The 21,332-nt window shown below is 50.0% G+C and carries 20 protein-coding genes and 1 riboswitch; of the genes, 3 read left to right on the forward strand and 17 right to left on the reverse strand.

Annotation, left to right across the window (positions count from 1 at the left end):
* Positions 1-16: 16 nt before the first annotated feature.
* The 3 genes from K3T82_RS22345 to glk all read right to left on the reverse strand — a co-directional run bounded on the left by K3T82_RS22345 (position 17) and on the right by glk (position 3,080).
* Positions 17-511 (reverse strand): thioesterase domain-containing protein, encoded by a 495-nt coding sequence (locus K3T82_RS22345; RefSeq protein WP_220195765.1) that lies wholly within the window; start codon positions 509-511, stop codon positions 17-19.
* Between the two features lie 190 nt (positions 512-701).
* Positions 702-908 carry a helix-turn-helix domain-containing protein gene (locus K3T82_RS22350; protein ID WP_220195766.1) on the reverse strand — a complete coding sequence of 69 codons (207 nt, stop codon included), beginning with the start codon at positions 906-908 and terminating at the stop codon, positions 702-704.
* Positions 909-2,102: 1,194 nt separating this feature from the next.
* On the reverse strand, positions 2,103-3,080 hold the full coding sequence (gene glk / locus K3T82_RS22355; protein ID WP_220195767.1) for a glucokinase: 978 nt from the start codon (positions 3,078-3,080) through the stop codon (positions 2,103-2,105).
* Positions 3,081-3,508: 428 nt separating this feature from the next.
* Here glk and K3T82_RS22360 point away from each other — a divergent pair, with 428 nt between their 5' ends.
* Entirely contained in the window at positions 3,509-4,318 is an 810-nt protein-coding gene (locus tag K3T82_RS22360) for a DUF4097 family beta strand repeat-containing protein (protein WP_220195768.1), read from the forward strand.
* Positions 4,319-4,515: 197 nt separating this feature from the next.
* The gene (locus tag K3T82_RS22365; RefSeq protein WP_220195769.1) at positions 4,516-5,400 is read left to right on the forward strand and encodes a serine/threonine protein kinase; all 885 of its coding nucleotides are present in this window, start codon (positions 4,516-4,518) and stop codon (positions 5,398-5,400) included.
* Here K3T82_RS22365 and K3T82_RS22370 read toward each other — a convergent pair.
* The 7 genes from K3T82_RS22370 to K3T82_RS22400 form a co-directional block, all read right to left on the reverse strand.
* On the reverse strand, positions 5,397-7,361 hold the full coding sequence (locus K3T82_RS22370) for a DUF4132 domain-containing protein (RefSeq protein ID WP_220195770.1): 1,965 nt from the start codon (positions 7,359-7,361) through the stop codon (positions 5,397-5,399). The two genes, K3T82_RS22365 and K3T82_RS22370, sit on opposite strands and share 4 nt — an antisense overlap.
* 134 nt (positions 7,362-7,495) lie before the next feature.
* A complete protein-coding gene (locus tag K3T82_RS22375; RefSeq protein WP_220195771.1) occupies positions 7,496-7,942 on the reverse strand; it encodes a hypothetical protein in 447 nt (148 codons plus the stop codon).
* A gap of 134 nt (positions 7,943-8,076) precedes the next feature.
* The gene (locus K3T82_RS22380) at positions 8,077-8,919 is read right to left on the reverse strand and encodes an ABC transporter permease (protein ID WP_220195772.1); all 843 of its coding nucleotides are present in this window, start codon (positions 8,917-8,919) and stop codon (positions 8,077-8,079) included.
* A 95-nt stretch (positions 8,920-9,014) separates the two neighbouring features.
* Entirely contained in the window at positions 9,015-9,917 is a 903-nt protein-coding gene (locus K3T82_RS22385; RefSeq protein WP_220195773.1) for an ABC transporter ATP-binding protein, read from the reverse strand.
* Positions 9,918-9,968: 51 nt separating this feature from the next.
* Positions 9,969-10,358 carry a GntR family transcriptional regulator gene (locus tag K3T82_RS22390; RefSeq protein WP_220196503.1) on the reverse strand — a complete coding sequence of 130 codons (390 nt, stop codon included), beginning with the start codon at positions 10,356-10,358 and terminating at the stop codon, positions 9,969-9,971.
* A 329-nt stretch (positions 10,359-10,687) separates the two neighbouring features.
* Positions 10,688-10,984 (reverse strand): GlsB/YeaQ/YmgE family stress response membrane protein, encoded by a 297-nt coding sequence (locus K3T82_RS22395; RefSeq protein WP_220195774.1) that lies wholly within the window; start codon positions 10,982-10,984, stop codon positions 10,688-10,690.
* A 361-nt stretch (positions 10,985-11,345) separates the two neighbouring features.
* Complete coding sequence (locus K3T82_RS22400) at positions 11,346-13,301, reverse strand: protein kinase domain-containing protein (protein ID WP_220195775.1); 1,956 nt, start codon at positions 13,299-13,301, stop codon at positions 11,346-11,348.
* A 219-nt stretch (positions 13,302-13,520) separates the two neighbouring features.
* Between K3T82_RS22400 and K3T82_RS22405 the strand changes: the two genes are divergently transcribed.
* The gene (locus tag K3T82_RS22405) at positions 13,521-14,660 is read left to right on the forward strand and encodes a protein kinase family protein (protein ID WP_220195776.1); all 1,140 of its coding nucleotides are present in this window, start codon (positions 13,521-13,523) and stop codon (positions 14,658-14,660) included.
* Positions 14,661-14,674: 14 nt separating this feature from the next.
* On the opposite strand, the gene K3T82_RS22410 is transcribed toward K3T82_RS22405, so the two are convergent.
* The 7 genes from K3T82_RS22410 to cobU all read right to left on the reverse strand — a co-directional run bounded on the left by K3T82_RS22410 (position 14,675) and on the right by cobU (position 21,227).
* The gene (locus tag K3T82_RS22410) at positions 14,675-16,219 is read right to left on the reverse strand and encodes a cobyric acid synthase (protein WP_220195777.1); all 1,545 of its coding nucleotides are present in this window, start codon (positions 16,217-16,219) and stop codon (positions 14,675-14,677) included.
* The gene (locus tag K3T82_RS22415) at positions 16,207-17,343 is read right to left on the reverse strand and encodes a pyridoxal phosphate-dependent aminotransferase (protein ID WP_220195778.1); all 1,137 of its coding nucleotides are present in this window, start codon (positions 17,341-17,343) and stop codon (positions 16,207-16,209) included. The genes K3T82_RS22410 and K3T82_RS22415 overlap by 13 nt, the downstream gene beginning before the upstream one ends.
* Before the next feature lie 4 nt (positions 17,344-17,347).
* The gene (gene cbiB, locus K3T82_RS22420) at positions 17,348-18,052 is read right to left on the reverse strand and encodes an adenosylcobinamide-phosphate synthase CbiB (protein ID WP_220195779.1); all 705 of its coding nucleotides are present in this window, start codon (positions 18,050-18,052) and stop codon (positions 17,348-17,350) included.
* Positions 18,049-18,336 carry a cobalamin biosynthesis protein gene (locus K3T82_RS49185; RefSeq protein WP_220195780.1) on the reverse strand — a complete coding sequence of 96 codons (288 nt, stop codon included), beginning with the start codon at positions 18,334-18,336 and terminating at the stop codon, positions 18,049-18,051. The genes cbiB and K3T82_RS49185 overlap by 4 nt, the downstream gene beginning before the upstream one ends.
* On the reverse strand, positions 18,337-18,987 hold the full coding sequence (gene cobO / locus K3T82_RS22430; protein WP_220195781.1) for a cob(I)yrinic acid a,c-diamide adenosyltransferase: 651 nt from the start codon (positions 18,985-18,987) through the stop codon (positions 18,337-18,339). It abuts the gene before it with no gap.
* Between the two features lie 113 nt (positions 18,988-19,100).
* Positions 19,101-20,093: an ABC transporter substrate-binding protein gene (locus K3T82_RS22435; RefSeq protein WP_220195782.1), complete on the reverse strand. Its 993-nt coding sequence runs from the start codon at positions 20,091-20,093 to the stop codon at positions 19,101-19,103.
* Between the two features lie 177 nt (positions 20,094-20,270).
* Positions 20,271-20,498: riboswitch (cobalamin riboswitch) on the reverse strand.
* 102 nt (positions 20,499-20,600) lie between these two features.
* A complete protein-coding gene (cobU, locus tag K3T82_RS22440; protein ID WP_220195783.1) occupies positions 20,601-21,227 on the reverse strand; it encodes a bifunctional adenosylcobinamide kinase/adenosylcobinamide-phosphate guanylyltransferase in 627 nt (208 codons plus the stop codon).
* Positions 21,228-21,332: the final 105 nt, after the last annotated feature.

The following is a 21,332-nucleotide window of genomic DNA, read 5'->3' on the forward strand; positions in this document are numbered from 1 at the left end:
CTCGACCGTGGGTAGTTTATAAGTATGTCTCGCGTGCGGATACACGGGAATTGGTAGACTCGCCATACTGATGCACTACATATCGGCCAGTGAAGGAAACAATGGTCTGCCCATCCTCGATAATACTGACCTGTAAGGTCAGGCGAGCCTTACCATACTTGCGCAATGTGCTCGCGAAACGTTCGATGTCATCCTCCCGAGGACGCACGCAGGATGACATAAAATCGTGAGTGACCGGGGCAACGTAGCGACAACTGCTATCCTGAATTACAATCTCGCCATCAAGCTCTAGTTCGCGTAAAATTAACCAGAGCATACCCCAACCAGTAAGAGTTAGCAGCGCATTCAGACTACCTGCGAAGGCGGTACCAGCATGATTGATATTCGTGGTCAGAGGTGCCTTAAGGCACAGGTGAGTACCATCATAGCTCTCGCCTTTAAGGCCAAGCTTGCGAGTAATAGGAATATTCGTCCAGAGAGTACGTTGCAATTCAGCCAGGAGTGCATCCATGTTATGTACCTTCTATCTTTCCATCAAACTTAGGTACCTCTTTTTATAGCATAAATAATTGGAATTGCAATCGCTTTGATCCCTTTCATAAAAAAGAGATGCGAGTGTTGCAGTCAAACACAAACAACATTCACATCTCTAATTGTTTCTGGATAAATCCAGAAGCAGAGACTACGCAATAGCCTCAGGTTTATGCTGGCATCGTTGAATTGTTCAGCAACGTATCTAAAGTCATCTTACGCACACGATACCCACGACGCTTGCCCCGATGTGGCAGCGTGACGGCCTCTAGCGCGCCACTCTTGATCCAGCGCCGCACGGTTGTATCATCTACACGCAAATGACGAGCAACCTCATGTACCGTCAACAATTCATCACTCTGACCGGTCTTATTCATCTCTTTTCCTTCTTGCATGGTAGCTTTCACTGACATACCTCCTAAATTTGGTATAAAAAGATATCGCGCGAGGCGCATATCCCTCAAGATAGTAAGTGCCGGTGCAACTATTCATAGCACACTCTATCTAACGCCTTACATAAAATCCATGCCACTAGCGTAGCAGGCGCTTCAGCGCTCTGTTTGCCGATAGGTAGTACATACACTTAATTCGTAGCACCTTTATTCATCTATGCCTTTTATATCGGTTACACTACTCCGACACTTTATAGCATAGCGATATCGCATGAACTGACACTTAAAAGTAACTGAAGTCGTCCTGAGTGCATCGCTAACGTAGCCAACGCTCAGATCAGTTGAGACTCCTCGGTTGTATCAATCTACAATGATACATTCTGTTTCCAGTATAAGGGTATGCCATATTCGCTGAAATACATATGTGATAATGTTACGTACCCAATTAGGCATATAAAATATACAAAGCTTGCCAATGTGAGAAAAAGTACCTAATGTTCTCCGATTAGAACTTCCCCGTAAATCTGGCTATGCTGGCTCACTCTGGCACTTTGATATAGGATTACGACAGCAATTTTCCCCTCTCAGTTTGAGTTCAGCTTCTTCACAGTGTGCTTTCATCTTCTTGCGCTATAGTATCGACAGTAAGGAAATGGTGAATCACCCCTGCCGATAAGAACGGATTCCTGATTTTACATACGTTTAAAGATTCCTACATATATACCCAACATACACATTCACCCTTCTCTCGTATCGAGGCCGCTGCTCCGCACCAAGCAGCGGCCTCGGTCTTTTTTGGCTCTCTCTCAAACCAGAGGCCCTTATCACCTTTAATGGGAAAAATGGATTTTAATACAAAAAAAATTGCCCTGAAGAGGGCAATTCCATAAAAGGCATCCCTTCAAGAGCAAAGACATCGATCAGCCCCTTTAGCGTATCGACACATAACAGAACACCCGCCAGGGATACCTTGCTTTTTATTCTAATCCGTCGTACTGAGACTACACTGAGATGTTCCTGAATTTAGGCTGAGATCTTATTTCTCACTAACACCTGACCTTTATGCGGAACATCTCACTTTATCGGCACACTCAGCATTGGCTCTCTATTTAACTCAGGCTTCAGCTCGCGCAACCCAGCGTAGCTCATACACTGTAAGTTTAGGGCATAGATTGCCTGTTACAAAGTAAAGCCAAACGAGGCAGCACCAACCAAGGCTGTATTTGGATACTGGATGACAGACACTGGATAATCAGCCAGCATCTTACCCATACGCCCTTTCGCCACAAATGTCTTCATAAATGAGCCATCGGAAAGGTAAGGCAGGATACGCGGTGGCAAGCCTCCGCCGATGTAGACACCTCCCGTTGCGAGCACTTTAAGCGCCACATTGCCCGCTTCAGCCCCAAGAATTGAAGCAAACATCCTCACAGCCTCTACACAAATCGGCATAGACGACTCTTTCGCGCCTTTAATAATGGTTGGGGTTTGCATTGTCTCCTGAGCCAGTTGCTCACTTAACCACTTGGGAACCTCATAAATACCAGTTGACTCTAGGTAGGCATAAATATTTGGGAGACCAATACCCGAACACACATGTTCATAACTCACGTGCGAAGTACGCTCAAGCATGAAACGGAGCAAGCCAATTTCTTTCTCATCTAGCGGCGCGAAATCAGCATGTCCACCTTCACTTCCATAGGCCACATAGTGCGAGCCGTTATGGACCAGGTATGCCTCCCCTAAGCCTGTGCCAGGCGCGACCACTGCGATGGGCCCTTGAGGATTAACCACGCCCTTGTTAAGGATATATGTCTCCTCCTCACTCAAGAGAGGTACGCCATATGCCATCGCGGCTAAGTCATTGAGAAGACGAACCTTCTCAATGCCCAGGTTCCTTTGGAGCTCGACTTCATCCATAAGCCAGGGCAGATTCGTGATCTTGGCCTTTCCCTGGACAATGGGTCCCGCGACCCCAAAGCAGGCTCGGTCAATATTCGCATCTACTTGCATGAGGAATTCTTTAACCATAACCTCAAGGCTCGAATAACGTGCACTCGGAAAGGTTTTATCAACCACGGGCGTTCGCAGTTCGCGTGGTGATGAATAAATAGCAAGGTGTGTCTTTGTACCACCAATATCACCCGCAAGTAACATAATAAGCTCTCCGCTCTATCTAAAAGTTCTCACTTATAATTTCGTAGTATGGTCCATCCGACCTTACATAGTTTAGAGCATAGACACCAAAAAATATAGGGGTCACAATTATTTGCTCTCGACGAGCCGGGCTCGACAACTCTTATTCTATCCTAGAAATAGCTCTGATATCCAAGACTGGCAGAAACACAACGCCAACCTGGCTACTTCTCGCAGACAGTAATGCTCCATTCATACCAAACCTACCAGCTACGGCAACCTACGATATGAGGCAGTTCGACGCTCAAATGCTTCTTATATATTATTATAAGACTTAGATGATTTTTATTATAAATGTATAATTTAGATGTTAGAAGACTATATAGGAGGCTAGCATGCTTTGTATTACCATATTAGGAATGGAGAGGAAGGAAAGGGAAGAGAGCATTATGCCAATCTCTATACACAATATTTTCATTAAATGCTTGCGTCGAATCGCCCCCTTTGGCTGGCACTTACTTTTGCTAGCACTCACATTACTCATGTTTAGTTCTTGTAGTGGTGAGACATTCACGCAAACCTTTTCCTATGACAAAACGCCTGACACATTTCAAAAAACGTTCGCGATTATTGGACGAACGGTATTGAACATCGATAGCGATGCTGCTAGAATCCATATTCACCGAGGCACGACACAGCAAGTCCATATCCAGGGCAGCAAACATACCGCATACAATGACACTATCATTGTCAATTACGCTCAACAAGGCTCGATCATTCACATTACCTCACGAATTAACCACATTGAGAAGACAAATGATTTTGATGCCAATGAAACATCTAACGGCGATTCTACGTACATAAATTTCGACATAACAACGCCACTTGCGACCGATACTTACATCAGAAATGTCGCAGGCACAGTTGATATTGCTGATCTTTCGGGACAACAGGACATTTCAACCGAGGGAGGCTCCATTGATCTTCAGTGCACAACTCTTGAGCGTTCATCACATCTGGAAACGGTCGCAGGCATGGTAACATTTGATGGTAGCATCGCTCCTCAAAGCGAAAATATATTCAAAACAACGGCTGGAAGTATCGATGCCACATTGCCCAGTAACGCGCCCGTTGATGTCTCTATCTCCTCTATGTTAGGGCAGGTACAAAACGACTTTGATGCGCCTTCGACAAGCTCTTTCACTGCTAGTCTGCATATCGAGAACACAACTGGCTCTATCCTCGTCCATACGCGCTAATGCAAAGTCTTACAACCCCTGCATATACGTTATGAGGCGTCTAGCTATCTTCATAGTTCGGAGTCATTCGGGTCATTCGTACAGACCTCCTGTATAAACGTCCTGTTCATTTGACATAAAACTGAGCATAACATAAAATCGAAAGAGAGAAATGTAAGTGGTGTAGGGTTCATTTTGCGGGATTGACAGTGGAACTAATGATCGACAAGCATAGCCTGAGCCGTGAGATTGAGGGCTATCGCCTACTGAGTCTACTAGGACACGGTAATGGCTCCGAGATCTACCTAGCCGAATATGCAAGCAGCCACTCTCCAGTAGCGGTAAAGATCCTGCCTGGGCACCGGGCAGGGGATAACCTTACTCGTTTCTTCATCCATGCTACTCGCCTCAAACGCCTGGAGCATCCCTATATTGTGCGCGTTCGTGCGTTCGGTACACAGGATGACTTCACTTATCTTGTGATGGACTACCTTCCCAACGGAAACCTACGTGAGCGCCATCCCAAGGGGCAAGTGGTTGAATCCTCGACTGTTGTCCGATACGTCAGGCAAGTTGCCGATGCTATTACCTATCTTCATGAACAGCAACTTATTCATCGCGATATCAAGCCTCATAACATGCTTATCAACGCTCAAGGCAATGTTCTCTTAAGCGATTTTGGAATCTCCGTTGTCTCACACAGTCTCGATCCTCTTGCACCTCAACAGCATGACTTCGAGGGCACAGTCATTTATGCGGCACCGGAGCAGTTGTTAGGCACACCACGACGTGCGAGCGATCAGTATTCTCTCGCGGTTACAATCTATGAATGGCTGAGCGGAACATGGCCTTTTAGCGGCACATTTGATGAACTGGTTGAACAACATCTTCACCATATGCCGCCACCTCTGCGAACAAGAAATTCCGCGCTCTCGCCCCTTATTGAACAGGTCGTCATGAAGGCACTTGCCAAGAGTCCTGAGAAACGCTTCCCCAGCATGCATGATTTCGCTCAAGCGTTCACCTGGGCGGTTGAACAAAGTACTCCGGACAGGCAGACACCACGCCCCACACGCCAATTCCGGACCCCGTTCTCCTTCTAAATATGGCTTCTAATCTGTCGCAAGATTGATTCGTCCTTAATACGATCATCTTCCAGGAGTAGGAGTATCTTACTCACAATCTCGCTAAGCCGGGTGTCCTCTTTATCAGCAAAGGGAAGAAAGAGTTGAGGATGGCTCCCACCCCAGTTCTGTGGGACAATGCACAGATAGTGCCCTGGCTCTATATGGATCGCGCCACTATTGAGGTGAACACGATAACGAGCGAGCTTTCCTTGTACATACGCGAAATGTCCATCCAGCGTGACACCTGCCAGACTCAGGTCATCCAATAACGCTTGTAGCAATTCACGGCGCCGCTCGTAGACTTCGCTTGAGCAAAAGAGCATTTGCTGATCCTCTATCTGCGCTACAGATACGACGAGATCAATATTGCGCATAGCTTCCGAGAAGACAAGTGGAGGCACCTCTCCGAGTGGTATGTATTTTTTTGACTCTTCCCACATACGCTCATATGAGCGCACTGTGGACCGAAAATAGATATTTCCCACCAACATAGGCTGACCAACAATAAAGCCTTCATAGTAACTGGCTTGTGATAATTCAACGCACGCCTGGATGGTGCCAAAAGTCTTGAAACAAACATCATATTCTTGCAGCCGCCATTGACGAGAACCAAGAAGGCTTCCAGCGATATTCCCACGCACCCAGTGTCCAGCAAAGCGCCTGGAGAATGCAACCGCCTCTCGTTCAGCAGGGGTCAGAATATACAGCTCACGAAATACTTGTTTGACGGGCTGCACAATCTTCCGGCAAATGATCTCACGTTGCCACGCGGTCAGAACGCCAGCCTGAAAAAGTGAGTAGGAGTGCGCCACTCTTACTGGTTGCGTAATAGGATGCAAGGAGCCATCAAGGTCTTGTAGCACGAAGCGCTCACCATCGAAAAGCCCAAACATATTCTCACCACTCACCATCACAAGACGCTCTAATAATTTTCGCGCAAGAGGAAGCCTCACAAGGTTCTGTAATTCGCCAACGGTGAGTATCTTCTCGCTCGCAACCAACATCTCTAGCAGGTTAGTGCGCAGGCGCTTCAACTGGTCACGCAAAAGCTGTACAGCCTCCTTCGCCTCCTGATATACCGCACTAGCACGAACCTCTTTTGGTACTGATTTGAGTAAGCGCCCATCACGCTCAATATCAAGTGAGATGTCGATGCCATCTAACCGCAATGTAATACTATACGCACTAACCTGCCAACGCCTCCCTTCGGGAGAGCGATCCCGAGCTACGCGCGCCTCCATCTCCCATTCCATTAATGTCGTGTCAGCATAATCCGCTAGCCTGGCAAGATTCCTCATACCTTCATAGGCAGCTTGCTTATGGGTGACTCGCCGTTGCGGGCCAAATTTGTGTGCCATACCTTCGATTTCTCGCAGGCGCAGGTACCGTTCTAGCACTTCCTCATCGCCTCGTTCCAGTGGCAGTAGACCTAGACATGCTATCGCGACCTGGCTATGATGTTTGATCCCCTTTGCCACGCGCTCTCGATTCCAGCCCGCAATGGCGCTCACTTGATAACAAATCTCTTTGTGGATGCCAGCCTCCACAAAGAGGCTCAGCATCATACGCGCTGATTCCTTTGGCACTCTCGCCAGTAATGCTCTCACCTCCTCAATATCCACCACCCCGAACATACTACTCTCATCCAGCATCTGCCCGACTGACTGCAAACAATTTGTATGAGATTCAATATAATTGAGGAGTGGTTGCGCCTCATGCCAGCCAAGCGCATCGGCTATGAGTCTGTGGGCATGTGGTGTCAGGGGAAACAGCACTTTGAGCGTTTCCCCTGGAAACTGACTTAGTTCCTGCACACTTCTCTCGTACTGAATTGGGTTGGTTGGCTCCAGGTCATCTCTCGACAATTGTTCCCAGATGATTGTGGCATTTATAGCATCTATCTGATGGTGTGCGGCCTGCAACTCGCTTATGGACATAGGATTCTCAGTCAAGAGTTGCGCCGCCCGTCGCAAACAATTGAAACCACACAAGGTCTCACTCTACCCTTACTTAAATATCCTTCCAATAAAATATATCTGACATTCTGGCAAACTACTTCTTCCAGTAAGCATTAGCCTCCAACAAGAGGAGTCAGACGTAAGAAGGTTACCTTGCTTCCAGGCTGAAACGTCAGCTTTTCGTCCAGTTTATTCATTCGCTGCCCATCCACAATCAGCAGATACGAGCGCCGTATGAATGCCTCCTGTGCTGTCTTCACCGCCACCTCTATGTTCACCTGCTCTTCACGTTCCGCCCGATCAGATGGCATATGTATTGCTCCCTGCTGAGTCTGCTCGCGAACATTTTCCTCACTCAAGTAATATCTATTAAGCATACGTTTAGCAGCCTGAGCCTGAAGCTTGCGTTCAGCAAGCACACGTACTTGCTCTTTTACCGTGCGCTCGATTAATTCACTTACCGCTAACACTTCACTCCCTATCTGCACATGCACCACTGGCATGCTTGCATCAGCGTACACACCAGGCATCAAACGTGTACTCACCTCAACCGTCGTCATATTTCCCTCTCTTTCACCTAAAACTTCTCACAAATAAGGACCCCTTCCACCCTTGTCACTCCTCGCGATTAACTTACTATTCCTAACGAGAGCGGCAATGATGGAAGGGAAATGGGTAATGTGCTTACTGAAGACTAGTCAACGGCTGAGCGGATACGTAAGAAAGCCACTAGAGCCAGGACAAATGAGACAATCAACAGGAGAGCAGTGCCCGCGAATTGCGTAGGCCAGAACTGGTCCGGCGTCAGGTAAACGCGCTTCCATTGCAGATCAAGATCTTTCACACATTGGTTGACATTGGTTGTAAAGGCAGGGTCATGCGCACGACAATAACTATCAATATCCCCGGTCTCATCGCCCTGGCGGTCGGCAAAGCCCGCGTAGATCCCAAATTGGTCATTCGTCCCCCAGAGCGCTTTGTCCCCCTGGTATTCTGTGTACTGTATATGCGGTGGAATGAGCCTATGTTCAACTTGAGAATATACGACATAACAGATCAGGAGCAGGACAAATGTGAGTGCCATAGCAACAATGCTCTTTCGCGTAAAGCTTCCCACCATGACACCAAGCATCAGTCCGAACAACGTGAGACCTCCAAGAACGATACCCGGCCTCCCCCAGTAGCTAGTATAGTTATATGTGACCTCGAGCCATCCCGTCATTGCGTTAGCTGACCAGCAGAAGAGCCCCGCGATGGCAATGGTGCCAAGTGTAACCCATGCCAGTCGTGACAGAAACCAGCGCCCACGCGAGGTTCCCTGCCCCCATACGACATAATGTGTCTTCTGTTCGCGTTCTTGCGCCACGAATGGAGCGCCCACGAAGACCGCGACGACCTGGGGCATAAAAAAGGACAAATCGAACAGAGAGTGAACGCTTGCGAACAACTCAGCCAGAAACAAGAGGCCATAGAGCACTAACAACAAGGCACCTATCAGTAAGGCAACGCGATATTGTCGCCAGGTTAGCCAGAGCATAGCTTAAAATTCCCTTCTATATTAGTGGCACACATTTACTCGATGGCAGACCGCACACAGGATAGCGGTCCGATGCTGCCGCCAGGTTAGCCAGATCATTGTCTCACCTCCTCGCGCTCACTATTACTCTGCTCTGGCTGAACATTCTGCGGATCGAGGTAGGCCAATACAATATCCTCTAGCGAGAGATCTTGAATGGTCCAGCGCGAGTCGGCAAATGGCGCAGATAGGCGCACAACAATATTGCTTTGCCGTCCAGTATGCCCCGCCTGTAGGACAGTATGCCGGGCTGCGATCTGCTCGAAGTCGTCGCGTGGGCCAATCAGCAGCTTATGCTCAGACATGAAGTGATCCATGTCGTCTTCAAGCTTCACCTGCCCTTGTGCTAGTAAGATCAGATGATCGCAGGTGTTCTCCAGGTCCATGATATAGTGAGAGGAGATCAGGATACTGGTACCTTCACTGGCGGCGGTTTCCATTAAGAGGCGCGTGAGATCACGGCGCGCGGCGGGATCAATGCTGGCGAACGGTTCATCTAGCAGGAGCATCTGTGGACGTTTCGCCAATGCCATCATCAGGGACAGTAAAGCTTGCTGTCCACCTGATAACTTACCGACGCGCATTTTGAGTGAGATGCGTAGCCGCTCCAGAGTCTTTACAGCCAAATCCTGGTCCCACTGTGTATTCAATTTGCGCCCAAGCGTTAACATGTCCTGTACAGAGAATGACTTGTAAAGCGGTCGCTCTTGCGCGATAAAACCCAGGCGCGAGATCAGTGCCGTCGCGTTTGGCCCTGTTATCTCTCCCAATACGCGAATGCTGCCCTCGTCGGGTTTCAGCAGGCCCATCGCCAGGTGCATCAGGGTCGTCTTGCCTGCTCCATTGAGGCCCACAAGCCCAGTTACACTCCCCTCGGGGACGCCCAAATCACAGTTCCGAAGAGCCCAGCGCTTACCATACCTCTTGCCAAGTTGACTTGCTTCCAATGCCAATGTCATATACGTTTCTCCTCTTGAGATTTTCTTAAACGCGCATCCAGCGCGTTTCGCTTACGCTGTAGGAGATTTTCGCTTTTGCAAGGTGTCGGCTAATAAGTCAGCGATGCCATCGTCATCCAGACCTGCCTGATATGCCTGTTCCAGCCATTGCGAAAGTGTTTCGCGTAATTTCTCCAGGTTCGCGATATCGGGAACCCTGACCGAGGCGCGCACAAATGTGCCCAATCCAGGACGGCTCTCGACCAAGCCATCACGCTCAAGCTCCCGATAGGCTTTAAAGACCGTATTGGGGTTGATTGTGATCCTGCTGACAACTTCGCGCACGGTAGGTAGCTGATCCCCTGGCTGAAGCAAGCCTAGTCGCAAAGCGCGCTTGACCTGCTGGACCAGTTGCATATACGGGGATACACCCGTGCGCTGCTCCACGTAAAACTCAATCATCATTAGCCTCTCTCGACCATGAGAATCTTGTGCTAAATAACTAATATACTAAATAACTATGAATATAGTAGAAGTATAGAGAAAGAAGGATTCGTTGTCAAGCATTGTGGGAATTAAGAACAGGAAGGACCCGCAAATTGAGGTCAATCGGAAGTACTTGAGTATCAAGCCGTGGTTGAGAAGAAGATATGGTCTAAAAAATTATTGGCTACAGCAAAACGGAGAGCCTCATTTCTGAGACTCTCCGCCACAGTTTTTATGCAATCAAATTGAGATGTCTGCTCAAGCAGGCTGGAAACATATTCCTTGCGCTTGTTAAGCCACCAGGTTTAGAGGTGACGTGGGCGACCACCAATACCACCCATTACAGCCTTCGCGATCAACAGAATGATAACTGCACCAACAAGACAGGTTATGAATGTCCAGAAAAGGCCATTATCACCAATACCGAACAAGCCAAGGACGGCACCACCGAGCACGCCACCGATGATACCAAGTACAATGTTACCAATGATACCCAGGCGATCACCCTGCACCAGACGGTCAGCGATTGCGCCAGCGATACCGCCAATAACTATCCAGACAATCCAGGCCCAGAGTGTACCAAGAATGCTTGCAGTAACCATACCTCAATTAATCCTTTCTGACTCTCTTGAAATGTCTGTGCAAAGACATTTCATACTATTGGATTGCTACTCTGAGAGGAGCAATAATTCCCTCTATTACGAGAGTGGCATCTAATAGCTTTTTTGCGGCAAAGTCCTTGAAGAATGTTGATTCCTTTTTCATATGTACAATGAGATTTAACAGCTCTCACTCTTTTCACTGTATCTTCTCTTGTATCTATGTAGTTATTGTACGAATCAACAATCCAAATAGCTTCACATTCTTCATTGCTGATTACGATAACAGCTCGGGAGCGAGTAGAGACAATAAAATGGCGCTTGCATTCCCTTCTGAGAATGCAAGCGCCGGGATATCTCCTGGTTATTGATCAACAGTAACTGTTCCGTCAGTGTTGACAATCAACGGGATCTGCTTTCGCGGAGTTGTCGCGGGTCCACTTACGACGTTGCCGCCATTAGCGGGATCGAAGATCGATCCATCGGCTCCACAGATCAACTTATTGTTCACCGCGTCATACGTGAGCTGCCCTCCATCAGTTGTGCAACTGCTCTCATAGGCCACAAAGTTGCCGTCATTCATTCGAATAAGCAAGCTCTTCTTACCATCGGCGGGATTATTGAAGTCTAATGCTGTTCCATATCCTTGATTGGTGTTACCAATAACAATCTTCTGAGGCGCTGGCGTGCTAGTTGGCTCTGGTTCTTTCTTCGCTGGCTCAGGTGTAGTTGTCACGGGTGGAGGAGTACTGATCGGCTTGCCAATGGTCTGCCGAGGTCCACTCGCGCGCTGCACTGTGGCATGCGAAGCGAATGCCAGGCTGACGCCACCAATCACCAGGACAAGTAGAGCGGCAGCTAGAACAATAAGCATACGCTTACGACTATTTCTATCCTGGCTCGTCCACATATCAACGCTCATATCCAACGCTCGACCAGGCACTTGTCGAGTTTGCTTCTTGAGAGACTTCATCCACTCCTCTACCTTCATTGATCCAGGCAGAGGCTTGATCTTGTTCTCTGATATGGCCTTCTCAGGCGTTTCCACGGCGCTTTGAGGACAATTCAGAGGAGTCATCGGAACAGTCGCGAAGCCATTCTGAACGTGCTCATATTCTCCCGAAGTATGCTGCTCTATGCCACCACCTGAGTTAAGTGGCTGTGTCTTCGCGATGGTTGGGAGCTCACTTTCCTTCAATCCCTGCAAGGAGCCCAGCCTCTCGAAAGAAGTGGTTACAGTTGGTGGAACAAAATGCACTTTATGCGGCATTGCCTGGAGTTTGTGCGATGTCGTTGAGAGATAGCCACTCACCGGGCGCGGTGGAACTCCTCCCCATGAGAGCGAGCCCGAAGTAAGTGGACCTGTAATCAACGAACCTGAAAAGCCTGCCACCATCTGTTTATCAATTTCTAATTTATGCTCAGGTGCTTCAAGCATTTTGACCACTCGCGTAAAGGAGGCCGCGAACTCGCCAGCCGTTTGGAAACGATCCTCCGGCTTTCTTGCCAGCGCTTTCTGAACCGTTAGTTCAAGCGCTTCTGGAACCTCCGCGCCCAAACAGGCCATGGAGGGGATAGGCTCTTCAGCATGCATACGCGCAAGCACGAAAGGGTCTTTATTGGTAAAAGGCGGTTGTCCGCAAAGCATCTCAAAGGCCATCGCACCCAACCCATAAACATCAGCACGCGGATTGATGGCGCACCCTAGGACGACCTCTGGCGCGATATACTCCGGCGCACCCAGGAACGATCCTGTCATGCTCAAGAGGTGCGCATATGGATGGTCTGAGCCTACCAATCCCTGTAGCGCCAGCATTGGTCCCAGGCCATAGCCCACAATCTGGAGTTTCTGCTCATCCAGCCAGATATTGAGAGGCCGCAAAGCACCATGCGCGACACCTCGGCTATGCGTGTAGTCTAATGCTTCGCCCATTTTTCTTAGTATGCGCGATATCTGTAATGGTGTCAGGCGCTTTGGCGCGCTCAAAATGCGTGCTAGTGTACTACCACTTACCAGTGGTGATACCATATATGGTAATCCACAGTGTTCGCCAAAATCTTCGACAATTTGTATATATGGGTGACGTAATTTTAAGAGATTTGACGCCACAATAGTAAATCGAGCGATGAACCGCGCTCGCGCCTGAGGAGAGAAGGATGAAGGCAAGAGAAAAACTGTGAGCATCACTTCGCGCGAAGACCCCTGATGTCGCGCCTGATAGACGGCATTCAGGTTTCCCCGCCCCAATAACTGTTCAACCCGGTATTCACCCAGTGTCTCACCCGCCACAAGGTCAACAGATAGTGTAGACATAGACATAGGATTATAACCCCCCAAATGGCCTGTGCCTTGGCAACAAAACATCACGCTACAAAATTACGAAAAAACCTACTTTGACATATTGTGAAACACATTGATCAAAATAGTGTATGCTTACGAGAGATACTCGTCAAATTACATGAATTCTTTATAGGACTTGTGGGGGAAACCGAAACACGGTACCATAAGGGAAAACGAGAGAGGATTAACATCCAACCTATGAGTTCAGTCATATCCCGGCTTGAGGAAGCTACGCCCGAGTGGCTCACGCAGACTTTGCGTGAGAACGGCTATCTTCCACATGGGAGCGTTGTCACGATAGAACAAATTCCAACCGATGCCTTTAATTCCCTGACCGCTCATTTGCGACCTTGCTATAGTGAGGACGCTGATGGCGCGGCACCACGCCTGCTCATTCTTAAACTTCAGCAGAAACAAAATGGTAGACATGAGGCTGGCTTCTATCATCTTGTTACAACACAGCATCAGAACATGAATATGCTGGTTCACTGCTATGCTCAGGATTATAATACGCAAAGCGGGAATTCTTATCTGCTGCTCGAAGATCTCTCGCTCACTCATGTCGAGCCCACAACTCGCCAGCAGCTTTTGGCGGGACACGGCCTGCCTCGCGCAGACCATATGGATGGTATTGCTGACGCGTTGGCAGGCTTTCACGCGCATTGGTGGGAACATGCCGAGTTGGGACAGAACCATATTACTGCTGTTCGTCCCTGGTATAGCGATAAAGAGGCATATGAACAACATATTGAGCGCTGTCATCGCGAGTGGGACTCCTTTAAGCGCACCACCGGAGACGAGATCTCCTCTCAGATCCGCTCAACCTATGAATATGTTTTGAAACGCTTGCCGTCTCTCTGGAAACAGTATCTGGAAGAGCGTATAGTGCCACGCAAGCAAATCACGCTTACACAGGGTGACTGCTATCTCACCCAGTTTCTGTGCCCACGCGAAGTAGCCGGAGAGGCGCAGGAGCCGAAGGGCCCTTCTTACATCTATGATATGGAAGCCGTCAGTGCGAACATTCCCGCTTACGATATTGCCTATCTCCTCGCGACCTTCTGGACACCAGAGCAGCGTAAGGAATCTCGCCGTGAGGAGCAATTCCTCCATCGCTACCTTCAACGCCTTTATAAATTCGGCGTCGACTTCTATACCTGGCCCCAACTCTGGCGCGATTACCAGATGATGGTGACCTTCATGCTCTTCGATCCTATCTGGGACCAGACCAACGGCTCATCCCGCTCTTACTGGTATCCCAAACTACACTGTCTTGTGCGTAATTTCTGGGATATGGGTTGCGGCCTCGTTCTGCGCAAGATGGCGGAGAAAGCCTGATAGAGAAAGGTAGTCTATAATCCGATCATGGAGCGCAGTTGGGAAAGGTCAAGGTGCTCGGCAAGCATATCAGCCAATCGATCATAAGCTTGCTCACGCGCGAAAGGTTTCATATCTGGCGCGTTAACACCACGTCTTTCCCAAAGAGCTTGTAGTACTCCATGCCGGAAGGCATCATTCTCAAAGAGACCATGCAGATAGCATCCTCCACACCAGCTATCTCTTGCTAGCCATCCCTCGGATGCTCCCTGTAACTCGAAGAATGGCTTCAGTTTATCAGTGTCGCCAGATGGTTCGGTTCGCCCAAGGTGAATCTGATAAGCGTGTAAGGTATCCATTATGAGCGGCAAGCCAAGTCTCTGGCGCGCCGCATCTGTAATGATCGCGCTACTTTGACAGGTTACTTTCTCATGGAGGGCTGCGAATGTCGTCTCCAGCGGCAAGAGGCCCAGGCCCATCGCAACCACTCCCGCCTCACCCTCAGCCCCTATCGGATCTAGCAGGCACTCACCAAGCATCTGATAACCTCCACAGATACCGAGAATAGCCACCTCCTCGCGCACCAAGGAACGTATACGCGTCCCCAAGCCACTGCGCCAGAGCCAGTCCAGGTCTGCTAGCGTGTTCTTGCTGCCCGGCAAGATAAACATATCAACGTGCTCAGGTAACTCCTCAGGTGAGGCAACCATGAAGAGACGTACTCCGGGTTCCGCTGCCAGAGCATCAAATTCGTCATAGTTGCTCAGATAAGGAAAGCGCGAAATGACGATATGCAGTTTATCGCCGCCTGTCTCCTTCACGCTGCGCATCAGCAGAGCCGACCCTTCATCTAGTGCGACGCTATCCTCCTCTGCGATTCCCAGATCTTGCATGTATGGCACAGTTCCAAGTACAGGTACATCTGCACGTTCGGCGAGCATTCGCTCTCCATCTCGCCACAGGTTCAAGTCACCACGGAACTTATTCACAATCAGCCCTTTAACACGGCGACGATCTTCAGGCTCAAGCAACATGAGTGTGCCTAGCATCGACGCAAAGATACCTCCTCGATCAATGTCACCTGCTAGTAAGACCGACGCATCAGCCCAACGAGCTACACGCATATTAACAAGGTCATAGCGCGCCAGGTTGATCTCTACCGGGCTGCCCGCGCCTTCTATGAGCACCAGATCAAATTCGCGGCGCAAATTCGCCAACGACTCTTTGACCACTTCTTCAAAACCACTGCGCTGCCTGTAATACTCACTCGCCTCCATTGTACTCAAGGGCCGACCAAGCATAATGACCTGGCTCCGAGAATTGCCTTCCGGCTTGAGAAGAATGGGATTCATTTCGACAATTGGTTCAATGCCTGCTGCCTCAGCTTGAACAGCCTGTGCTCGTCCAATCTCACCGCCGCTCGGCGTTACAAATGAGTTGAGGGCCATATTCTGCGCCTTGAAAGGGGCCACACGTAGCCCTTCGCGCGCGAAGAGGCGGCATAACCCGGTTACCAGGGTACTCTTACCTACGGTCGAAGCCGTTCCTTGCACCATCAATGTAGGCGCTAAACGCTCCATAGTTCATGCTCCTCTCTCTTTAGTATTGTCAGAGCTTCCGTTAATCTCCGCCATTCTTGCTCCTGCCGCGTGGCAACGCGGATATATTGTGGCAGACCAAAGGAGCTACAGTCGCGCACAAGTAATCCTCGACGTAACAGCGCCGTGCGCAAGGCCGGTGCGTTTCCAACGCGCACCAACGTATAGTGTGTACCTGATGGTATGACATCCACATCCAATTCTCGCAAAGCAGCAAAGAAGGCATTACGCTCCACCTCCAGCGCGTTTAAAGAACGTTCCAGGTGTGCTCTATCAGAGAGCGCCGCTGTCGCTGCGACCTGAGCGGCCCCGTTGACGTTCCAGGATGGTAGATGAGCACTCAGACGTGTAGCCAGTTCTGAGGTCGTCACTACATAGCCAAGCCTCAACGCCGCCAGGGCAAAGTCCTTGGTAAGCGAGCGGAGAATAAGCACGCTCAAACCCTCACTCAATAATGTGAGTGCGGTATCATCTTGTGGCTTCGTGGAGTTGTTTGCTGCTTTTCTAGGAAAGCGGAAATGATGATATGATTCGTCTATTACGAGCAGCGTTCCAAGGTGCTCACAGATCTGAGCCAGTTCTCGCACCTGCTCAAGAGGTAACCACCCTCCGCTCGGGTTATTGGGATTACAGAGCCAGAAGAGCGTGGGTCTCTCCACTTCAAGCCACTCTAGAAGAGCATTTAGATTGACCTCGAATCCACACATGGGGTCAAGTCTATATGCTAAATCAAGAGCTCCTATCGCTCGCGAGGCGGCTTGATACTCACCAAATGTCGGAGACAGACGCGCGGTGACCATTCCTGATCGCAAGAAGGCGCGTGCTATCGTCCATATCAATTCGCTGGCCCCATTCCCACAGACTAACCCCTCAAGCTCAATTCCTGTGCTGGTAACTTCGTAGCTTAACAGCGCACGCTTTAACGCAAGGCATTCGCGGTCAGGATAGCGCTCAAGGGCTAGCGTAGCTAGAGCCTCGCGCGCCGCTGGCGAGGGTCCGTAGGGATTGGAATTGACACTAAAGTCCAGTACATCCTTCGTGCTCAAGCCTAGGCGCTCAAGTTCAGCGTAATCAAACGCGCCATGCACAACCGGCTCTCTAGTCATACATCTACCTCACCCGCCTTCTTAAGACCCTGACAACCAGTGCACAGAGAAAGGCGCATCCTCCAACCCACCAGACCATCTGTTCCGCGCGCTTTATGGCGGAGGGCGTCAACGATCGCCGCTCGACGCCAAGCACGTAATGTCCCACCTTTTCCAGGCGCAAGCCCAGCGCACCTGCCGCCGCCGCCATTGGCTGACCCGCGTTCGGACTCTCAGTCTTACTCGCATCACTCCTCCATATGGCCCAGGCTTGACGTTGATCACCATCATACAAACGCGCGCAGGCAATGATGAGGAGAGCGGTCAGTCGCGATGGTAGCAGGTTGAGGGTATCATCCAGGCGCGCCGCAGCTTTCCCTAGATGCTCATACGAGCCGTGATAGCCAATCATGGAGTCAAATGTGTTTGCGAGACGATAAAGGGCAGCCCCAGGCAAGCCGAAAAGCGCGTAATAGCAGAGAGGAGCAACTACCGAGTCGCTCAAGTTCTCCGCCAATGACTCGATAGCTGCCGCCACAATTAGTTCACGACTCAGTTGGGAGCGATCTCGGCTCACCAGGCTCCCCAATGCCTCGCGTGCGGCCTCTAGGTCTTCACGCTCTAGAGCACGCCTCACGGTTGCTCCAGCCTCCGCCAGCATGCGCCATGCGAAGAAGGGTTTGAGCGCCACTCCATACAGAAACGCTACACCAAGCCAACCTGCTCTCACTCTCCCCAGCGTTGTGTCAGTCCTGCTAATCCTTGCGTAAAGCGTTGAAAGAGACTCACGATGACCAGCACAATGGTACACGCAACTAGTAGCATCCACACACCATAAAGCAAGCGAGCATTATTGCTATGCGGTGCCCTACGTTCGAGCATGCGAATAAGCTTCCCATACCATACGACAGGATGGAACCTCGCTGGTGGCTCGCCGAGAAGATCAAATCCCACGGCTAGCAGGAGAACCAGTCCCTCACTCCTGCCATCATACTCGCTTCCTACTTTGCTCACTCAGAACTCGATTCCCTTCTGCGCTTTGACACCCGCGTCGTAGTGATGTTTGATGTCCGTTATCTCCGAGACAGTATCAGCATACTCGACTAATTCGGGAATCGGATAACGACCCGTAATCACGATATGCATGCCTTCAGGTCTGTTATCAAGTACTTCTTGAATCTCGCGCCATTCCAACCAGCCATATTTGAGGGTATATGTTAACTCATCGAGCACGATCAGATCATACTCTCCCGAAAGGATCTTTTGTTTACACAATTCCCATCCCTGACGTGCCAGCTCCTTATCATGCTCAATATCCTTGGAGAGCCAGGTAAAGCCGTCGCCAAGAGGATATATCTCGATCCCGACTTTGCGCGCCGCCTTCTCCTCTCCCCAATTCGCTGTGCGAGCCTTGATAAACTGAAGAATACATACGCGCAAGCCCTGACCCCAGGCACGGAAGAGCAGCCCTAGAGCCGCCGTCGTCTTCCCCTTCCCTTTGCCTGTATTCAGAATCACCAGCCCCTTCTTGATGGCGGTTTTAGCCCGCTCGCGCCTCGCGACATGGCTCGCTTTCTGCCTCTTGAGACGCTCCTCTTCACTTAGCTCCTCATCTTCTTCGGGATCGTATCCTTTCGTCTCCTTGATAACCTCATCTTCCGACATAATCTCACTCCTCTCTATGGTAAGATGGCGCGGAGAAGGTCTCCGCGCCTCTGGACTTCCGTCGTTCAAGGCATTTTCTACAAGAACTAGAGTACACTCGGATTAATAAGAACTTAGATTGTGCCGGAACAGTAAGCGGGTAAAGTCTCTGTGAACTTATCAGGATGCACTACCTGTGCCAGACAGCGCAAACCCTGCACCAGCCTTGGGCCAGGTCTCTGCATAATATTAGAGTTAATATGATAGACCTTATGCGCTTTGATCGCCTCTACAGTTCCCCAGTTCGTGCGCTTATATACGCTCTCTGGGTTGCCTCCATACACGGGATCTTCCGTCAGAATAATAAACTGAGGATTGGCGCTGATAACAGACTCGTCAGTCACCTGTGGATAGCCTTCGTTGGCGGTATTGCTATGAAAAATATTGGTCGCGCTGGCATCCTGAGCCAGTTCATCACCAAACGATCCCCCGCCAAAGACATAGGGCTTACCGGGAGTGCTGTCATCAACTTCTAGTAGCACCTTGGGCGAATCAGTGCCTGCTACCTTCTGCTTGATGTCCTGGCGCTCCTTTTTCAATTCAGTGACCAGCGAATTCGCTTTCTCTTCCGTAAAGGTCATCCGTCCAACAAGCTGAATCTGATCAAAGGTCTGGGTGAAATTTACTGTAGGCAGGTCAACAATGTTCGCCCCAAGATCCTTGAGCTTGCTATCATATTCCTTTGTCAGGCCCCCACTGGAGAGCACAAGGTCAGGCTTAAGACCGATAATGCGTTCTACATCATAGCCGTTGGCGCTGGATACCTTGGGCAGCTTCGTGAGGTCAGCAGGATAGCTTGTAAAGGCGTCCACGCCTACAACCTTGCTTTGTAGTCCAAGAGCTCCCAGGATCTCACTCGTACTGGCGGTCAATGAGATGATACGCTGTGGAGCGGTCTTGGGCATTGTAATAGGCTTGCCATAATAGTCAAGCGCTGGTGCCTGTGTAGCAGTTGGTGTGTTAGTCCCATTTTGGGTGGCTGTAGCACCACCGCAAGCGGAGAGTAGCGCGCACAGCGCGACAAGCACCAGGGGTAACAGGCGTTGAGAGATGACACGGGTAGACACTAGTCGAACTCCTCCAATATGTCACGATAGACAACAACATTGCCCGTTGGTCACCTCGCGTCCTTTGGAGATATGGGGAAGACATGGGAGAGTGTTTCGAATTATCAAGCGGCAAAGGCTCGATATCGCCTGTTCTCAATATTTCATCCATGTACTCGCTCCTTTGACGCGAAGGATAAGAGCTTTTAGCATTGGGCAGGTCTCCTGGCTCCTGGTTTCAAACACTCCTCACCAAACCTTCCCACTCTCGTAAAAGAGCAGTGATTTTGCGTCTCCTCATCTATTATGAGGAGAGTGAGGCGCTCACCAGTTACAGTAGCGCGACTGCGCCGGATTTCCACCGGCTTCCCTTTTCAACCCACTCGCCTTGCGGCTTTATGGGTCACCCAATGTACTTTTCTTTGCTATAAGAAGCACTTACCAACACTACTGCACTCTAGCTTCCGCAAACCGTGTATATCAGCGAAGCAGCATCGATAATTGATAATATACAGCTTGGTCATTCTATCACCAGGGATAGCTCGCCTGCAAATGCTTGAGTTCGATAGGCAGACCCGCCACTAGCAGGTAAGCCAGATCAGCTTCAGTCGCGATTCGCTGATTGATGCGCCCCAGGATATCGCGGTAGACGCGGCCCAGCGGCGTGTCAGGCACTAATCCCAACCCAACCTCATTCGAGACAATCAGCAGCGACTTGCTGTCAGGTAATTCTTGTATAGCGCTCACAAGTCGCTCAACTTCTCGCGCGACCTCCTCGTTAAAGAGCTCTCCCGGTCGCGACATCTCACCATCAACATCAATAGAGCCATCGCGGAAAAGCCAGTTCGTCAGCCAGAGTGTCATACAATCCAGTATGATTACATCCGCGACCTTTGCTCCCTGCCGCACAGCCGCAACCATATCTAGTGGCTCCTCAATGGTGAGCCAATTTGCAGGACGCTCAGTGCGGTGCCGCTCAATCCGCTCTCTCATCTCCTCATCGCCAGCCGTCGCCGTCGCGATAAACGCAACCGAGCGCCCACTCGTCCTCGCCAGGCGCTCAGCGAAGGCGCTTTTTCCGCTGCGTGCCCACCAAGAATGAGCATCAGGTGCGGGCTCAGACCCTGTCCAGTCATTTATACCGATCCTCCACATTTATCATAAGTTGCTCATTATCGTACCACGGATCACTCCTTAAGGACCTGTAACTCCTCACGCTTAAATCCCACACAAAAATGACGCCAAAAGCGCATCACAGCC

Origin of the sequence: Ktedonospora formicarum, from assembly GCF_016587355.1 — a bacterium.
Classification (GTDB): Bacteria; Chloroflexota; Ktedonobacteria; order Ktedonobacterales; family Ktedonobacteraceae; genus Ktedonobacter; species Ktedonobacter formicarum.